14 protein-coding genes and 2 tRNA genes are annotated in these 14,642 nt (G+C 53.6%); 10 read left to right on the forward strand and 6 right to left on the reverse strand.

Annotation, left to right across the window (positions count from 1 at the left end):
- Nucleotides 1-119 precede the first annotated feature (119 nt).
- Nucleotides 120-1,106, reverse strand: coding sequence for an autoinducer 2 ABC transporter substrate-binding protein (locus tag AACU55_RS22355; RefSeq protein ID WP_013575004.1), 987 nt, complete (start codon nt 1,104-1,106; stop codon nt 120-122).
- A gap of 357 nt (nt 1,107-1,463) precedes the next feature.
- On the opposite strand from AACU55_RS22355, the gene AACU55_RS22360 reads away from it, so the two are divergent.
- From AACU55_RS22360 to astE, 6 genes are all read left to right on the forward strand, one after another.
- Nucleotides 1,464-1,661, forward strand: coding sequence for a hypothetical protein (locus AACU55_RS22360; RefSeq protein ID WP_126124174.1), 198 nt, complete (start codon nt 1,464-1,466; stop codon nt 1,659-1,661).
- A gap of 260 nt (nt 1,662-1,921) precedes the next feature.
- Entirely contained in the window at nt 1,922-3,142 is a 1,221-nt protein-coding gene (locus AACU55_RS22365; protein ID WP_134706151.1) for an aspartate aminotransferase family protein, read from the forward strand.
- Nucleotides 3,143-3,170: 28 nt separating this feature from the next.
- The gene (gene astA / locus AACU55_RS22370; RefSeq protein WP_013575006.1) at nt 3,171-4,244 is read left to right on the forward strand and encodes an arginine N-succinyltransferase; all 1,074 of its coding nucleotides are present in this window, start codon (nt 3,171-3,173) and stop codon (nt 4,242-4,244) included.
- Complete coding sequence (astD, locus tag AACU55_RS22375; RefSeq protein WP_134706152.1) at nt 4,241-5,719, forward strand: succinylglutamate-semialdehyde dehydrogenase; 1,479 nt, start codon at nt 4,241-4,243, stop codon at nt 5,717-5,719. Before astA ends, astD begins: the two co-directional genes overlap by 4 nt.
- A 10-nt stretch (nt 5,720-5,729) precedes the next feature.
- On the forward strand, nt 5,730-7,073 hold the full coding sequence (gene astB, locus AACU55_RS22380) for an N-succinylarginine dihydrolase (protein ID WP_134706153.1): 1,344 nt from the start codon (nt 5,730-5,732) through the stop codon (nt 7,071-7,073).
- 20 nt (nt 7,074-7,093) lie between these two features.
- Complete coding sequence (astE, locus tag AACU55_RS22385; RefSeq protein WP_134706154.1) at nt 7,094-8,074, forward strand: succinylglutamate desuccinylase; 981 nt, start codon at nt 7,094-7,096, stop codon at nt 8,072-8,074.
- A 246-nt stretch (nt 8,075-8,320) separates the two neighbouring features.
- Here the strand turns inward: astE and AACU55_RS22390 are convergent.
- The 3 genes from AACU55_RS22390 to AACU55_RS22400 all read right to left on the reverse strand — a co-directional run bounded on the left by AACU55_RS22390 (nt 8,321) and on the right by AACU55_RS22400 (nt 8,695).
- Nucleotides 8,321-8,410, reverse strand: a tRNA-Ser gene (locus AACU55_RS22390).
- 94 nt (nt 8,411-8,504) lie between these two features.
- Nucleotides 8,505-8,648, reverse strand: coding sequence for a hypothetical protein (locus AACU55_RS22395; RefSeq protein WP_156106989.1), 144 nt, complete (start codon nt 8,646-8,648; stop codon nt 8,505-8,507).
- Nucleotides 8,606-8,695 (reverse strand) — tRNA-Ser (locus tag AACU55_RS22400). Before AACU55_RS22400 ends, AACU55_RS22395 begins: the two co-directional genes overlap by 43 nt.
- A gap of 394 nt (nt 8,696-9,089) precedes the next feature.
- On the opposite strand from AACU55_RS22400, the gene AACU55_RS22405 reads away from it, so the two are divergent.
- From AACU55_RS22405 to AACU55_RS22420, 4 genes are all read left to right on the forward strand, one after another.
- A complete protein-coding gene (locus tag AACU55_RS22405; RefSeq protein WP_013575010.1) occupies nt 9,090-10,571 on the forward strand; it encodes a peptide MFS transporter in 1,482 nt (493 codons plus the stop codon).
- 125 nt (nt 10,572-10,696) lie between these two features.
- The gene (ghrA, locus tag AACU55_RS22410; RefSeq protein ID WP_134706155.1) at nt 10,697-11,638 is read left to right on the forward strand and encodes a glyoxylate/hydroxypyruvate reductase GhrA; all 942 of its coding nucleotides are present in this window, start codon (nt 10,697-10,699) and stop codon (nt 11,636-11,638) included.
- Nucleotides 11,639-11,706: 68 nt separating this feature from the next.
- Nucleotides 11,707-12,447, forward strand: a complete 741-nt coding sequence (locus AACU55_RS22415) for a phosphatase (protein WP_134706156.1) — start codon at nt 11,707-11,709, stop codon at nt 12,445-12,447.
- 60 nt (nt 12,448-12,507) lie between these two features.
- The gene (locus tag AACU55_RS22420; RefSeq protein ID WP_134706157.1) at nt 12,508-13,092 is read left to right on the forward strand and encodes a TorD/DmsD family molecular chaperone; all 585 of its coding nucleotides are present in this window, start codon (nt 12,508-12,510) and stop codon (nt 13,090-13,092) included.
- 73 nt (nt 13,093-13,165) lie between these two features.
- On the opposite strand, the gene AACU55_RS22425 is transcribed toward AACU55_RS22420, so the two are convergent.
- Together AACU55_RS22425 and grxB are read right to left on the reverse strand one after the other, a co-directional pair.
- Complete coding sequence (locus tag AACU55_RS22425; RefSeq protein ID WP_013575014.1) at nt 13,166-13,729, reverse strand: lipoprotein; 564 nt, start codon at nt 13,727-13,729, stop codon at nt 13,166-13,168.
- A gap of 150 nt (nt 13,730-13,879) precedes the next feature.
- A complete protein-coding gene (gene grxB / locus AACU55_RS22430; protein WP_013575015.1) occupies nt 13,880-14,527 on the reverse strand; it encodes a glutaredoxin 2 in 648 nt (215 codons plus the stop codon).
- Nucleotides 14,528-14,642 lie beyond the last annotated feature (115 nt).

Below are 14,642 nucleotides of genomic sequence, written 5' to 3' on the forward strand. Positions count from 1 at the left end.
AATGTCTGATTAGAAATTCAGATACGGCACAGCAAACATCGCCGTATCTGTTTCTATTTGCCTGGTGTGGCGCTGGAGATAAATTTATCTCCGGTAAATAAAAGCATTAAAAAGTTAAATCAGAAGCCAAGTGATTTCGCATTCTCTGGTGTGACTTCCAGAATTTTATTAAAGCGGATCACATGCTTATCCATATCCACATCAGCTTTGCCCAGCCCGTCAATGCTCAGATCTTTAGTCACTTCTTTACCCTGCAACATCTGGTCAGCAACGGTGACTAAGGCGTAACCGGCATCTTTCGGATCCCACAACAGCACTTTCTTAATATCGCCACGCATCAGATAAGGCGCGGCCTGAGCTGGCATAGCGATACCGACAACGGCAATTTTATTTTTCGCACGTTTCTGCTGAACGGCCTGACCGGCACCGATCGGGCCGAGCGAACCGAAACCGATAATCCCTTTCAGGTCAGGGTAGGTTTTCATTAAATCGAGCGTCGTGGAATAAGACTTATCGATGTTTTCTGCGACCGGCAGGCGTGAAGTGACTTCATGCATGTCCGGGTATTTTTCTTTCTGATATTTAATGGCGGCATCAGCCCACGCGTTATGCAATGGCACGGTCAGGGAACCGACATAAATCGCATAACCGCCTTTGCCGCCCATATCTTTCGCCAGCTCGTCCATATTGGCTTCGGCATATTTCTGGCTGTCGATGGTTTCGATATCCCACTGACCAATCTGCTGATCGGGAGATTCATGTGTTAACACCACGATGCCCTGATCACGGGCTTTTTTCAGCACCGGCTCCAGCACTTTGGCGTCGTTCGGTACCACGATAATGGCGTCGACTTTTTTGGCGATCAAATCTTCAATCACTTTGACCTGCTGTGCCGGATCCGGCGTGGATGCGCCTACCTGGTAGGCGTTGACATCCAGTTTCTGCGCGGCTTCTTTTACGCCGACTTCCATGCGGGTGAACCAGGGAATACCGGTGACTTTAGCGACGACGGCAATGTCATAGGGTTTGGCGGCGAACGACGGTGTTGTGAATAACATGCATGCTGAAACCACACATGCACTGACTAATGCGAGGTTAAATTTCATGTCTGTACCTTTCTTATGAGGTTCTGTTTTGGTGTAGGGAACGGGTGGTGGTTATTTATTCCACATTCAGAGATTAACTTAAGGGGAAAGCTGTTTTCGCGTGGTCGTGAACGGAATGTGATCAAAGCCCTAAAATGTTAAATTAAGTGGTTTTATATGTAAAAATTAAGTTAATTAAAAACATAAAAACCATCATTGCCTGGGATTTTATAAATGTTACCGATAACAATTAAACAAAAAATAACTAACATTTAACAATTAAGAAACATTAGAAAGTAATAACGGTCTTTTTCCTGAAAGAAAGACCGCGTGGTTTTTTTTATTTGCACAGACTGTGAGCAGCGTCACGGGACGCGGGTGCGCCAAAATCGTGCGCTGTTGCACCTTTATCTGGCATTGCTCTGCATTGAAGCGCGGGTGATCCGCGCCGGATCACAATCCTGCATAAAACATTCCACCCGAAATCAAAATATTTCCCTGCATACTCATTCTTGTGCCCTCGTTGCTGCAAAAGGGGATTTTTTCTTTTATTCATTTTTTATGCAATTAAAGTGAATAACAGGCGATATTAAGTGGTTGTTTTTTCTCGATGTCATTTTTTTTATTCACTTTTTTCCTTTGCTGGCATGAAGACTGCAATCTATGATGAGACTGAGTGAAATCATTTATTAACTTTTAAATAACAAATTAGTAACTGCCATTTCTCGCCAGCGCGATTGCCCGCTAAATGTGCAAAAACATCGGAACCCGGTGCACTTCCTGTCTGTATGGGGGACGGGGGTGTGCACCCTGAAATCAGCGAAAAAGAGGTTTATATGGAACACCAACAGCAACCACAAAACGTCAGCCGCCAGAACTTTGATGACTGGATGGTGCCGGTTTATGCCCCGGCGGCGTTTATTCCTGTGCGTGGCGAAGGATCCTGGCTGTGGGATCAGACGGGTAAAGATTATGTCGATTTCGCAGGCGGGATTGCCGTGAATGCGCTGGGACATGCGCATCCGGAAATTCGTAAAACCCTGCATGAACAGGCGGATAAAGTCTGGCATCTGGGCAACGGTTACACCAACGAACCGGTGCTGCGTCTGGCGAAGCAACTGATCGACGCCACCTTTGCGGACAAAGTGTTTTTCTGTAACTCCGGCGCGGAAGCCAACGAAGCGGCGCTGAAACTGGCCAGGCTGTACGGTAATAAATCCGGCGGCGAAAAGAATGAAATCATCGCCTTCAAAAACGCGTTCCACGGCCGCACGCTGTTTACGGTGACGACCGGCGGTCAGCCGAAATATTCAGAAGATTTCGCGCCTTTACCGCAGGCGATTACCCATCTGCCGTTTAACGATCTGGCCGCCGTTTCCAGCCAGATTTCTTCCCGCACCTGTGCCGTGATTGTCGAACCGATCCAGGGCGAAGGCGGTGTGGTGCCGGCAGAGGCCGGATTCCTGCAAGGTCTGCGCGAGCTGTGTGACAAACATCAGGCTGTGCTGATTTTCGATGAAGTACAGACCGGCGTCGGGCGTACCGGCGAGCTGTATGCGTATCAGCATTACGGCGTGGTGCCGGACATTCTGACCAGCGCCAAAGCGCTGGGCGGCGGTTTCCCGATTGGCGCGATGCTGACCACTGACCGCTATGCGGCGTTATTCCAGCCGGGCACACACGGTACCACTTACGGCGGTAACCCGCTGGCGACGGCGGTGGCGGGCAAAGTCTTCGAGCTGATTAACACGCCGGAGGTGTTGTCCGGTGTGCAAAAGCGTCATCAGTGGTTTGCCGATGGTCTGAAACGCATCAATGACCGTTATAAGGTGTTCAGCGAAGTGCGCGGGCAGGGGCTGCTGATCGGCGCTGTGATGAGCGAACGGTATAAAGATCAGGCCAAACAGCTGAACACGCTGGCGGCAGAAGAAGGACTGATCGCCCTGATTGCCGGGCCAAATGTACTGCGCTTTGCGCCATCACTGATTATTCCGGGCGCGGATATTGAAGAAGGGCTGAACCGCCTTGAGCGGGCTGTCGCGCGCCTGTGCGTGTGATTCTTTGGGATAAATGAGGTAGAGCATCATGATGTTGATTCGACCTGTGCGGCCCGGCGATCTCGCCGATATCCTGCAGTTGTCAGGCAAAACCGGCATCGGTTTAACGTCTTTGCCCAAGGATGAAGCGCATTTACGCGGGCGCATTGAGCGCTCAGTGGCGACCTGGGAAGGTCGCCTGGAAAAAGGCGAACAGGGCTATCTGTTCGTGCTCGAAGACACCGAACAGCAAAAAGTTGTCGGCGTCAGCGCTATTGAAGTGGCGGTCGGGCTGAGTGAGCCGTGGTACAACTTCCGCCTTGGCACGCTGGTGCACGCCTCCAAAAGCCTGAATATTTATAAGCCGGTGCCGACGCTGTTTCTGAGTAACGATCACACCGGTTATACCGAACTTTGCACGCTGTTCCTCGATCCGGACTGCCGTCACGGCAAAAACGGGCAACTGTTGTCGAAGGTCCGTTTCCTGTTTCTGGCGGCATTTCGTGAGTATTTCTCCCGCAAGGTAATTGCGGAGATGCGCGGCATGTCTGACGACAGCGGCCATTCCCCGTTCTGGGACAGTGTCGGGCGTCATTTTTTTGGTATGGAATTCGCCGAAGCTGACCGTCTGACCGGCATGGGACAGAAATCCTTTATTGCCGAACTGATGCCAAAGCATCCTTTATATACCGAATTGCTCAGCCATGAGGCCCGTGAAGTGATCGGCGAAGTACATCCGCAAACCGCCCCGGCGCGTGCCGTACTTGAAGGTGAAGGGCTGCGTTACGAAGGTTATGTGGATATCTTCGATGCCGGTCCGACGCTCGAAGGTGAAATCGATCAGTTACGCGCCGTCAAAGAAAGCCGTCTGTTGCCGGTGCGGCTGGCGGAACACCGCAGCGGTCGTGATGAGCCGCTGTACCTGGTGGCCAACGAGCAATATCAGCATTTCCGCGCCCTGCTGGTGCCGGGCGGAGATTCAGCAGATTCGCTGACGCTTAATTCCCGCGAGGCTGACATGCTTGGCCTGCGCGAGGGCGATACCCTGCGCGCGGTGGCGCTTTTCCCCGGCGATAAACCGGCTCCTGCAACCCCTATTCTCAAAAAGGAAAGTCTCGCATGATGCAACCTGCACTTTTTATTCAGGGCCAGTGGCGCAGCGGACAAGGCGCGCAACTGAACAAAACCAATCCGGCAGATAATACATTGTTGTGGTCGGCACTGAGCGCCAATGCGGAAGATGTCGATGCTGCCTGTACAGCCGCCCGCACGGCATTTCCCGCCTGGGCACGTAAAACCGTGGCCGAACGCGCCGAAGTGATTCAACGTTTTGCGGATTTGCTGACGGAACATAAAGCACGGCTGGCGGAAATTATCAGTCTGGAAACCAGCAAACCGCGCTGGGAAACGCTGACCGAGATTCAGGCGATGATCGGCAAAGTGTCGATTTCACTGGAAGCCAACCAGCAACGCACTGGCGAGAAACACACCGCCATGCCCGACGGTGAAGCCGTGCTGCGCCACCGGCCGCATGGTGTGCTGGCGGTTTTTGGTCCGTATAATTTCCCCGGACATCTGCCGAACGGCCATATCGTTCCGGCCTTGCTGGCGGGCAACACGCTGGTGTTTAAACCGAGCGAACTGACGCCCAAAACTGCCGAGGAAACGGTGAAATTGTGGCAACAGGCCGGGCTGCCGGAAGGTGTGCTGAATCTGGTACAAGGCGGTCGCAGCACCGGTGAGGCGCTGGCGGCCTGCGGCAATATCGACGGGTTGCTGTTTACCGGCAGCGCGGGCACCGGCTATCAGTTGCACCGCCAGCTCGCCGGTCAGCCTGAAAAAATTCTGGCGCTGGAAATGGGCGGCAACAACGCGCTGATTGTCGAGCCGGTAGAAGATATTGATGCAGCAGTTAATCTGACTATTCAGTCGGCGTTTATTTCTGCCGGACAGCGTTGTACCTGTGCGCGCCGTCTGCTGGTGAAAGAGGGCGCGGCAGGTGATGCATTTATCGCGCGTTTGCTCGATGTCACCATGCAACTGCGCGTGGGCGGCTGGAACGATGATCCGCAGCCGTTTATGGGCGGTGTGATTTCTGACGTGGCGGCACGCAATATGCTCAAAGCACAGGACGAACTGCTGGCGCTGGGCGGTAAACCTCTGCTGTTGCTGACGCGCCCGGATCCGCTCAATACCCTGCTGACGCCGGGGATTATCGATCTGACCGGTGTGGCGGGCATTCCCGATGAAGAATACTTCGGCCCGTTGCTGAGCATTTACCGTTACAGCGATTTCGATAATGCCGTCGCCCTCGCCAATCAGACCCGTTTCGGGCTGGCCACCGGGCTTATCTCTGCTGAGCGCTCTCAGTTTGAGCAGCTATTATTGGAAGCAAGGGCGGGCATTGTGAACTGGAACAAACCGCTGACCGGCGCATCGAGCAACGCGCCTTTTGGTGGTGTCGGTGCTTCAGGCAATCACCGTCCAAGTGCTTATTATGCGGCGGATTATTGTGCCTGGCCGATGGCCTCGCTGGAAACAGACAAGCTGGAACTCCCTGCGACGCTGTCGCCTGGTATTGATTTCCGTACAACCTGAGGAGACAGCAATGTCTGGATGTGAAGCAAATTTTGACGGCTTAGTCGGGCCGACGCACCATTACGCGGGGCTGTCGTTTGGCAATGAAGCCTCGACTAAAAACCAGAATGCGGTGGCGAACCCGCGTCTGGCGGCAAAACAGGGCTTGCTGAAAATGAAATCGCTGGCCGATCTCGGTTTTGCGCAGGGGATTTTGCCGCCGCATGAACGTCCGCATCTGAGCACATTGCGCAAAATGGGTTTTGGTGGCAGCGATCGCGAAGTGCTGACTAAAGCGCAGGCTTATTCGCCGCGTTTGCTGTCGTCACTGAGTTCGGCGTCTTCCATGTGGGTGGCGAATGCGGCCACGGTGTCGCCTTCGGCAGACAGTGCAGACGGGCGTGTGCATTTCACGGTTGCCAACCTGAATAATAAATTTCACCGGGCCATTGAGGCAGAAACCACGTCTGCCATTTTACGCGCGACCTTCCATGCCGATAAATATTTTGCCCATCACGATGCGCTGCCACAGGTGGCGGCGCTGGGGGATGAGGGCGCGGCGAATCATAACCGGTTATGCGGTGAGTACGATAAACCCGGCGTACAGGTGTTTGTTTACGGACGCGACGGGCTGGCGACCGGCGACAACGAACCGGTGCGTTATCCGGCACGTCAGACCCGTTTAGCCAGTGATGCCGTAGCGCGTTTGCATCAGCTTGATGAAAAACGCACGGTGTTTATTCAGCAAAATCCGCAAGCCATCGACAGCGGCGTTTTTCATAACGACGTCATTTCTGTCAGCAACGGCAACGTGCTTTTCCATCACGAGCAGGCGTTTGTGAATTCAGGCAAAGCGCTGGAGGAAATTCGTCGCAAAATGGCGGCGCTTGAGCTGGATTTCCACCCGATTGAAGTGCCGCGGTCAAAAGTGTCTCTCGACGATGCGGTCGCGACGTATCTGTTTAACAGCCAGCTCCTGACCAAATCCGACGGCAAAATGATGCTGGTGGTGCCGGAAGAGTCCCGCCAGCACACCGGCGTCTGGGCGTATCTTTCAGCACTGAAAGACAGCGGTGGCCCGGTTGATCAGATTGAAGTGTTTGATCTGCGTGAAAGCATGCGCAACGGCGGTGGCCCGGCGTGTTTGCGCCTGCGTGTCGCGCTCAACCGCAACGAACTTAATGCAATCAATGTGGCTTCGCTGATGAGTGACAGTCAGTTCACGCGGCTCAATACCTGGGTGGACACGCATTATCGTGACCGGATGCAGGCCAAAGATCTGGCCGATCCACAGCTTCTGACCGAAGTGCGTACTGCGCTCGACGAACTGACCAATATTCTCGGGCTGGGTGCGATTTATCCGTTCCAGCGCTGAGCCATCACAGGAGTGAAAGTATGTTTGATTTACTGGCGACGACGCTTGCCGGTGATGCGGTGAAAGAACCTGCCGGACAAACCGAAACGCTGGACTGGCAATGGCGTGGTGAGGGCATTCTCGAGCTTTTACCGCGTCAGTCCTGTGAGGCGGCGGTGGTGATTTCCGCCGGTATTCACGGTAATGAAACTGCGCCGGTTGAACTGCTCAATCAACTGGTCAGCGAGCTGCTGTCTGGCGAAAGGCTGTTGCGGGTCCGGCTGCTGGTGTTACTGGGCAATCCGCCGTCAATGCGTGTCAATAAGCGGTTTGTGGAGGCTGACATGAACCGCATGTTCGGCGGGCGTCATGCGCGTTATACACCGAATGATGAAACCCGCCGGGCACAGGAACTCGAACAGGTGATGGCGTTGTTTTACCGCAGTGCCACGGCGGCGGGAACCACGCAGCGATTCCACTATGATTTGCACACGGCGATCCGCGGATCAAAACACGTGCGCTTCGGGCTGCTGCCTTTACAAAGTCGTCCGAAAAGCGAAGCGATGCTCGCCTGGCTCGATGCCGCCGGGCTGGATGCGCTGGTGCATCACCGATCGCCGGGCGGTACTTTTACGCATTTCAGCAGCGACGTTTTTCAGGCCGACAGTTGCACGCTGGAACTGGGCAAAGCGCTGCCGTTCGGCAGTAACGATCACGCGCAGTTCACCGGTATCCGCCGCGCGCTGCAAACGCTGGTGAGTGGCGAACCGATGCCTGCCCGTGACGCCGCCGCACCGCTGGTGCATTACCGTGTGGTGCAGGATGTGATCCGGTCACAGGAAGATTTCGAGTTATTTGTCCCGGCAGATGCCCTGAATTTTACGGCGTTCAGGCAGGGTTTTGTCATTGCTAAAGAAAGCGGTAAAACCTACAAGGTTGAAGCAGAGGAAGAAGTCGTGTTATTCCCGAATCCGAATGTGGCGCTGGGGTTAAGGGCAGGGCTGATGCTGATGAAAATCTGATGAGTAAAAGCACCGCAGTAGCTGCAAAACCCCCTCCCAACCTCCCCCTTCGCAGGGGGAGGAGCAGGGCAAAAACCCGCTTACGGTGCGCGCAGAGTAGAACGCGATCAGCTCCCTCCCCTGCGAAGGGGAGGGTTGGGGTGGGGTATTAATGGCATCTCAGCCACAACTCATTCCCTTTATCGGGATGCGTTGCACCAAAAGAAAAAGGGTCCTGATTTTCATCAGGACCCTTTTTCTTTAATTTGGCGGTGAGAGAGGGGTTCGAACCCTCGATACGATTTCTCGTATACACACTTTCCAGGCGTGCTCCTTCAGCCACTCAGACACCTCACCGTGTTCGTTACAGCGCGCGCGTTGCAACGGGGCGCTACTATAGGGAGACCGCCGCGAAGGGTCAAGAAAATTTTCAGCGTTTTGTGTCAGGTGCTCAGAGTCTGTTCGCCGGGAGAATGCCGTGGCTGGCGGATTTTGAAAGCGTCCAAAAACAAAAAAGGCTCTGATTTTCATCAGAACCTTTTTTGTTTAATGTGGTGGAGAGAGAGGGGTTCGAACCCTCGATACGATTGCTCATATACACACTTTCCAGGCGTGCTCCTTCAGCCACTCAGACACCTCTCCAGTCGCCGGCTGCACCGCAGTGCTGCTGACCGGCGCTAATGTAGGGAAAAGTCGCCTCACCGTCAACACTCTTTTGCAGGTTCCATGCCGTTTAGACAAACTTAGAGCAATCTGATGATTTAAAGAGCAAAAAATGCGTTAAGGATGAACAGCCGGTATCTGGTTGCAGGGCGTGATTAAAATTGCTTATCAGAATGCATAAATAAGTAGAATTTTTGCATGAAAGCACAATTATCCCGCAAACACTTTTTGTTACGGCTAAATAGCAAGATATGTTGTGGTAATCATTCATGGTAGCGGTATAACAATGCACTCTGAAAAAATGCTTCGCATAAGAACTGTACAAGTCATCCTTTGAAGCAGGGTTATTTATCACATAAGGGCAGGGTTATTCTTGAGTCAGTCAAATAACGCGACCGCGTCGCAACACCGGACGGCAATTCCTGCCGGAGCGGGCACATTATTCTTCGTTCAGACATTCGCAACGCTCGGCTTTGCGGTGCTGTATTCCACGCTGGTCCTGTACGCCACCAAAAAACTCGGTTTCAGTGAAGATAACGCCAACGCCATCATGGGCGTGTTCGGCGCATTCAACTACGGGCTGCATATGTTCGGCGGCTACCTTGGCGGGCGTTATCTCAGCAACCGTAATCTGTTCGTGCTCGGCATGGTGTTGCAGGTCTTTGGCTGTGCGCTGATTGCGCTGGAAGGTGTGACCGGGTTGTACTGGGGATTAGCCATGTTCCTGACCGGCAGCGGACTGAATGTGACCTGTCTGAATATGATGCTGACCCAGCGTTTTGCACCGGACGATGACCGCCGTGAATCGGCTTTCCTGTGGAATTATGCCGGGATGAACCTGGGCTTCTTTATAGGCTTTGCAGTCGCCGGTTATTTCCAGCTCAGTGAAAACTACCGCGCGCTGTTCCTGTTCGCCACGTTAGGGAATGTCGCGGCGATTGTGGTGACACTTTCCCGCTGGTCGATTCTGGCCGATATCAGTACGCCGCTGAAAGAGGCCAGCCGCAGCCAGTTACTGCGCCGGATGGCGGTCGGTATTGCCATCCTGATTGTACTGGTGCCGGTTATCCGCATGTTGCTGACCCACGCAGAATTCAGCAGTTATTTTGTGGTCGCGCTGGGCATTGTGATTTTCGCATTAATGGCGCTGGTCACTTTTCGCCATCGCGATGCGGATGAACGCCGCCGCATGAAGGCGTATCTGCTGCTGGCGCTGGGTTCGTTAGTTTTCTGGACACTGTATCAGCTGGCACCCATGGGGCTGATGCTGTTCTCTGAAAACAACATCAACCTGAATGTATATGGTATCCGCGTGGCACCGCAGTGGATCCAGAACATTAATACCGTGGTTATCGTGATCGGGGGGCCGCTGATGGCACTGTGGTTCAACCGCCTGCGTCAGCGCGGCTGGAACATCGATATTCCGGCGCAGTTCTCAGCATCCCTGTTCTGTATGGGGCTGGGCATGCTGGTGCTGCCGTTGGGTATTCATCTGGCGGGCGGCGACGGCCTGGTGGCGTTTAAATGGATTGCCCTCAGCTATCTGCTGCAAAGCATCGGCGAACTGCTGATTTCACCGATCGGTTACGCGATGATCGGCAAGCTGGCACCGCCGCGTTATCAGGGTGTGATGATGGGCTGCTGGATGATGGTCACCGGCGTGGCGTCGGTGCTGGCCAGTTACATTTCCGGGCTGATGCCGCAGAACGCGGGCAGTACGCCAGCGCTGACCAATCCGGGCTACAGTCAGGTGTTTAATGCGCTGGGCTGGGGTTCCGTTATCACGGGTGTGGTGCTGCTGGTGCTTATCCCGCTGCTGCGCCGGATGATCCACCGTGAGCCGGTTGCCGCCTGATTTATTCGCAGTCTCCGTCACTCACTTCACAAGCCCCGAATTCCGGGGCTTGTTCTTTTTTACGCCACAGGGTTGCATCCCGATGATATTCAGGGAAATCTATCTGTTCACAGGAGGCTTCCCCGATGAACATTATTTTTTACCACCCTACATCTGATGCAAAACCCTGGATTGACGGAATAACAAAAAGATTACCGCAGGCCAACGTGCGTGCGTGGAAGGCGAATGATCAGGACCCGGCGGATTACGCGCTGGTCTGGCGGCCACCGCATGCCATGCTCGCGCCGCGCACGATGCTGAAAGGTATTTTCGCGCTGGGGGCGGGAGTGGATGCCATCCTGACACAGGAACAGCGTCAGCCGGGCACATTGCCCGCTGGCGTACCGTTGCTGCGCCTGGAAGATACCGGCATGGCGTTGCAGATGCAGGAATATGCGCTGGCGACGGTATTACGTTATTTCCGCCGGATGGATGAATATCAGCTGTTCCAGCAACAAAAACAATGGCGCCCGCTTGCTCCGCATTCACGCAGTGAATTCATCATCGGTATTCTTGGTGCCGGTGTGCTCGGCAGCAGCGTGGCGAAAGCACTGGTGGATATGCAATTCACCGTGCGTAGCTGGAGCCGCAGCGCCAAGTCGCAGGAAGGCGTAGAGAGTTTCTATGGTGACGATCAACTGGCGACTTTTGCCAGCGGCTGCAAAGTGCTGATCAATCTGTTGCCCAACACGCCGCATACCGCCGGTGTTCTCAATCATAAACTGTTCACAAATCTTTCGCATAATGCGTACCTGATTAACCTTGGTCGTGGCGGACATCTGGTGGAAGGCGATTTGCTGCGTGCGCTCGACAGCGGGCAGATTGCCGCTGCCACGCTCGACGTTTTCGTTGAAGAACCGTTGCCGGGCATGCACCCGTTCTGGTCGCATCCGCGGGTCAGCATTACGCCGCACGTCGGTGCGGATACGCTGCCGGAAGAAGCGATGGACAGCATCGTCAGCAATATTCTGGCGATAGAGGCAGGGCGCGAGCCAACGGGACGTGTCGATCCCGGCCGGGGTTACTGATATTCATCTGCTAACATTATAAATGCTGCGGTTATGTTGCCGCAGCGGAATACTTTCAAGGAGAGTACATGCCTTACCCGGTTGATTTACATATGCATACCGTTGCCAGCACCCACGCCTACAGCACGTTACATGATTACATTGATGAAGCCGCCGAAAAGGGCATTAAGCTGTTTGCCATCACTGATCATGGTCCTGATATGGCTGATGCGCCGCACTACTGGCATTTTATGAATATGCGGGTCTGGCCGCGTCTGGTGAATGGCATCGGTATTCTGCGTGGCATCGAGTCGAATATTAAAAACATTCATGGTGATATCGACTGTACCGGCCCGATGCTCAAAGAAATCGACGTGATTATTGCCGGTTTCCATGAGCCGGTGATGCAGCCCGTCGATAAAGAAACCCATACCGCTGCGATGATTGCAGCGATGGCGGGCGGTGAAGTGCATATTATTTCGCACCCGGGTAACCCGAAATACCCGATTGATATTCCTGCTGTGGCGGCGGCTGCCGCGAAATATAACGTCGCGCTGGAGCTGAATAACTCATCGTTTATTCATTCACGTGCGGGCAGCGAGCCAAATTGCCGTGCTATTGCGCTGGCAGTAAAAGAAGCCGGTGGCTGGCTGGCGCTGGGGTCAGATTCGCACATCGCTTATTCACTCGGGGGCTTTGAACACTGCGAACGTATCCTGCGTGAAATTGATTTTCCGCAAGACCTTATTCTTAATGTCAGCCCGCGTCGTTTCCTCGATTTTCTCGAGGCCCGGGGTCGTGCGCCCATTGCTGAATTAAGCGAACTGTGACATTGTCGCGACCAAATTGCGGGGGATTAACCCTTTTCATTATCTGATCAGGTTACTGTTATGAATGAATTTTCGATTGTCTGCCGCGTGCTGGGCACGTTGTTTTACCGTCAGCCGCAGGATCCGTTGCTGGTTCCGCTATTTGGCCTGATTCAGGACGGAAAGCTGCGTGAACACTGGCCGCTGGAGCAAGATGCGTTGCTGATCCGTTTGCAGGAAAGCGCCAATCCTGAAGCGCTGGCCGCTGAATTTAACCGTCTGTTTGTCGGTTCAGAATGTGCGGTATCGCCGTTCCGCAGTGATTATGTTGACGGCGCAAATGAAATGGATGTGCGCACATTCCTGCAACAGCGCGGTATGCCGCTGGGCGAAACGCCTGCTGATCATTTCGGTGCCATGTTACTGGCCGCCTCCTGGCTGGAAGATCAGTCGCAGGAAGATGAAGTCAGCGCGCAAATTACGCTGTTTGATGACTACCTGTTCCCGTGGTGCGGTAAATTCCTCGGTAAAGTGGAAGCCCATGCCACCAGCGGTTTCTACCGCACGCTGTCTGAAATCAGCCGCGAAGCCTTGCAGGCGATGCGCGACGAACTGGAAGAGCAACTGCCGCCGGATCTGGATAACGCGGAAGAAGACGACCAGTAAGCCTGAACACAGCATGTAAAAAGCCCGGCGGTGAGTCATCACGCCGGGCTTTCTTATTATCGGTTTACTCAGACTAATCAGTAAAAGGTATCACCAACTGACCCGGTTTCACTTCAATTCCTTTCGCCAGTTTCTTCGCCATCGCTTCACCTTTGCTGTGATCGCCATTGAGCACATAAGCCGGACGCTGGTTGAAATAGGTGTTCAGCGAATTGTTCAGATAAGGCATCAGGCCTTTCATCACGTTGTCCATTTTCTCAGGCTTGATGGTGTAATCCACCACCTGCATATCCCGCAGGAAAATGGCGCCTTTCTCGCGATCATACGTTGGATGCGCTTTCAGGGTCAGGCGCATATCGGCTTTCTGCGGGCCGAACAGTGAGGATACATCGACATGGGCGTCGCCGGTCAGCGTCACGATACCGGGTTCAGCCCGGCCAATCTGGCTGCTGAGATTGGTCAGCACCAGTTTTGCATCCACCAGTCCCGGAACACCCAACTGTTTTTCAAAGTTGTTGTTCTTTTGCAGGTAATCATTCACCTGCTGCTCACTGATGGTGTACTGCGTCAGTTGATTACAGCCTGCCAGTAAGCTGGCACACATCAGTACTGCGGCACCCAGAAATCGCTTTGTCATTCTTCCCTCATTACGTAAAAACTATTTCGTCAGCATGACCGTAAAGCATCATGGCTCCAATCAGACAACGCTGATTAGCCTAAGTGCTGAAGGGAGGGAATAAAAGGGAAAATTGCCGGAAGCGGACTTCCGGCAAAAAGTATAACGGGCTTAGCTTGCGAGACGGGAGAGAAGATTTACCTGAGTCTGTTTCGCCATATTATCGCGGTAGGCCTGAACCCGTGAAGGCCAGTCGATGCCTTGCACAATCGACAGTGAACGCAGCAACGGCCAGAGATTAATATCATCTTCGGAAAGCTCGCCGTTCACCGCATTCGGCTCGACGATCAGTTTGTCGAGTGCGCGCAAATCCTGACTGATTTTCTTCACCAGACCTTCGGAATGTTGCAGATGCTCCTGAAAACTGCCGCTGGCAGCCTGCTTTTTATCGGCGAAGTATTTACGGGCTTCCGGCGTGGAGAATTCTTCCAGTGGTGCGGTGGCAAAACGCGGCAACAACAGACGTCCGGTATATTCAGAAACCTGACGCAACCACGCGGCAACAGACGCGTTCAGCGGGCCGGTCAGCAGCGGTTTACCGTCACTTTTGTCGATGTAATGCACGATATCCATACTTTCCGGCATGAAGCCGCCATCCTCTTTTTGCAGGACAGGCACCATCTTTTTACCCACCATTGAAATGGGCGTTTTTTCATCGTCGTTGAGCAGCACCTTGATCTCAACCGGGATGTTCTTCAAACCGAAAATCATGCGGGCTTTCACGCAGAAAGGGCAATGTTCGTAAACGTAAAGTCTCATAGTACGTAGCTCCTGTTATCGCCGGCGGTGACCTGTAGGGTGCATGAAAACTGCCGGATGTAGGTTCGGATTTTGTCTAACGCTATGATTCAGTATGGGTATAGATGGATGTGAG

Origin of the sequence: Rahnella sp. CJA17(1/100) (genome assembly GCF_963881615.1) — a bacterium.
Taxonomy (GTDB): Bacteria; Pseudomonadota; Gammaproteobacteria; order Enterobacterales; family Enterobacteriaceae; genus Rahnella; species Rahnella aceris.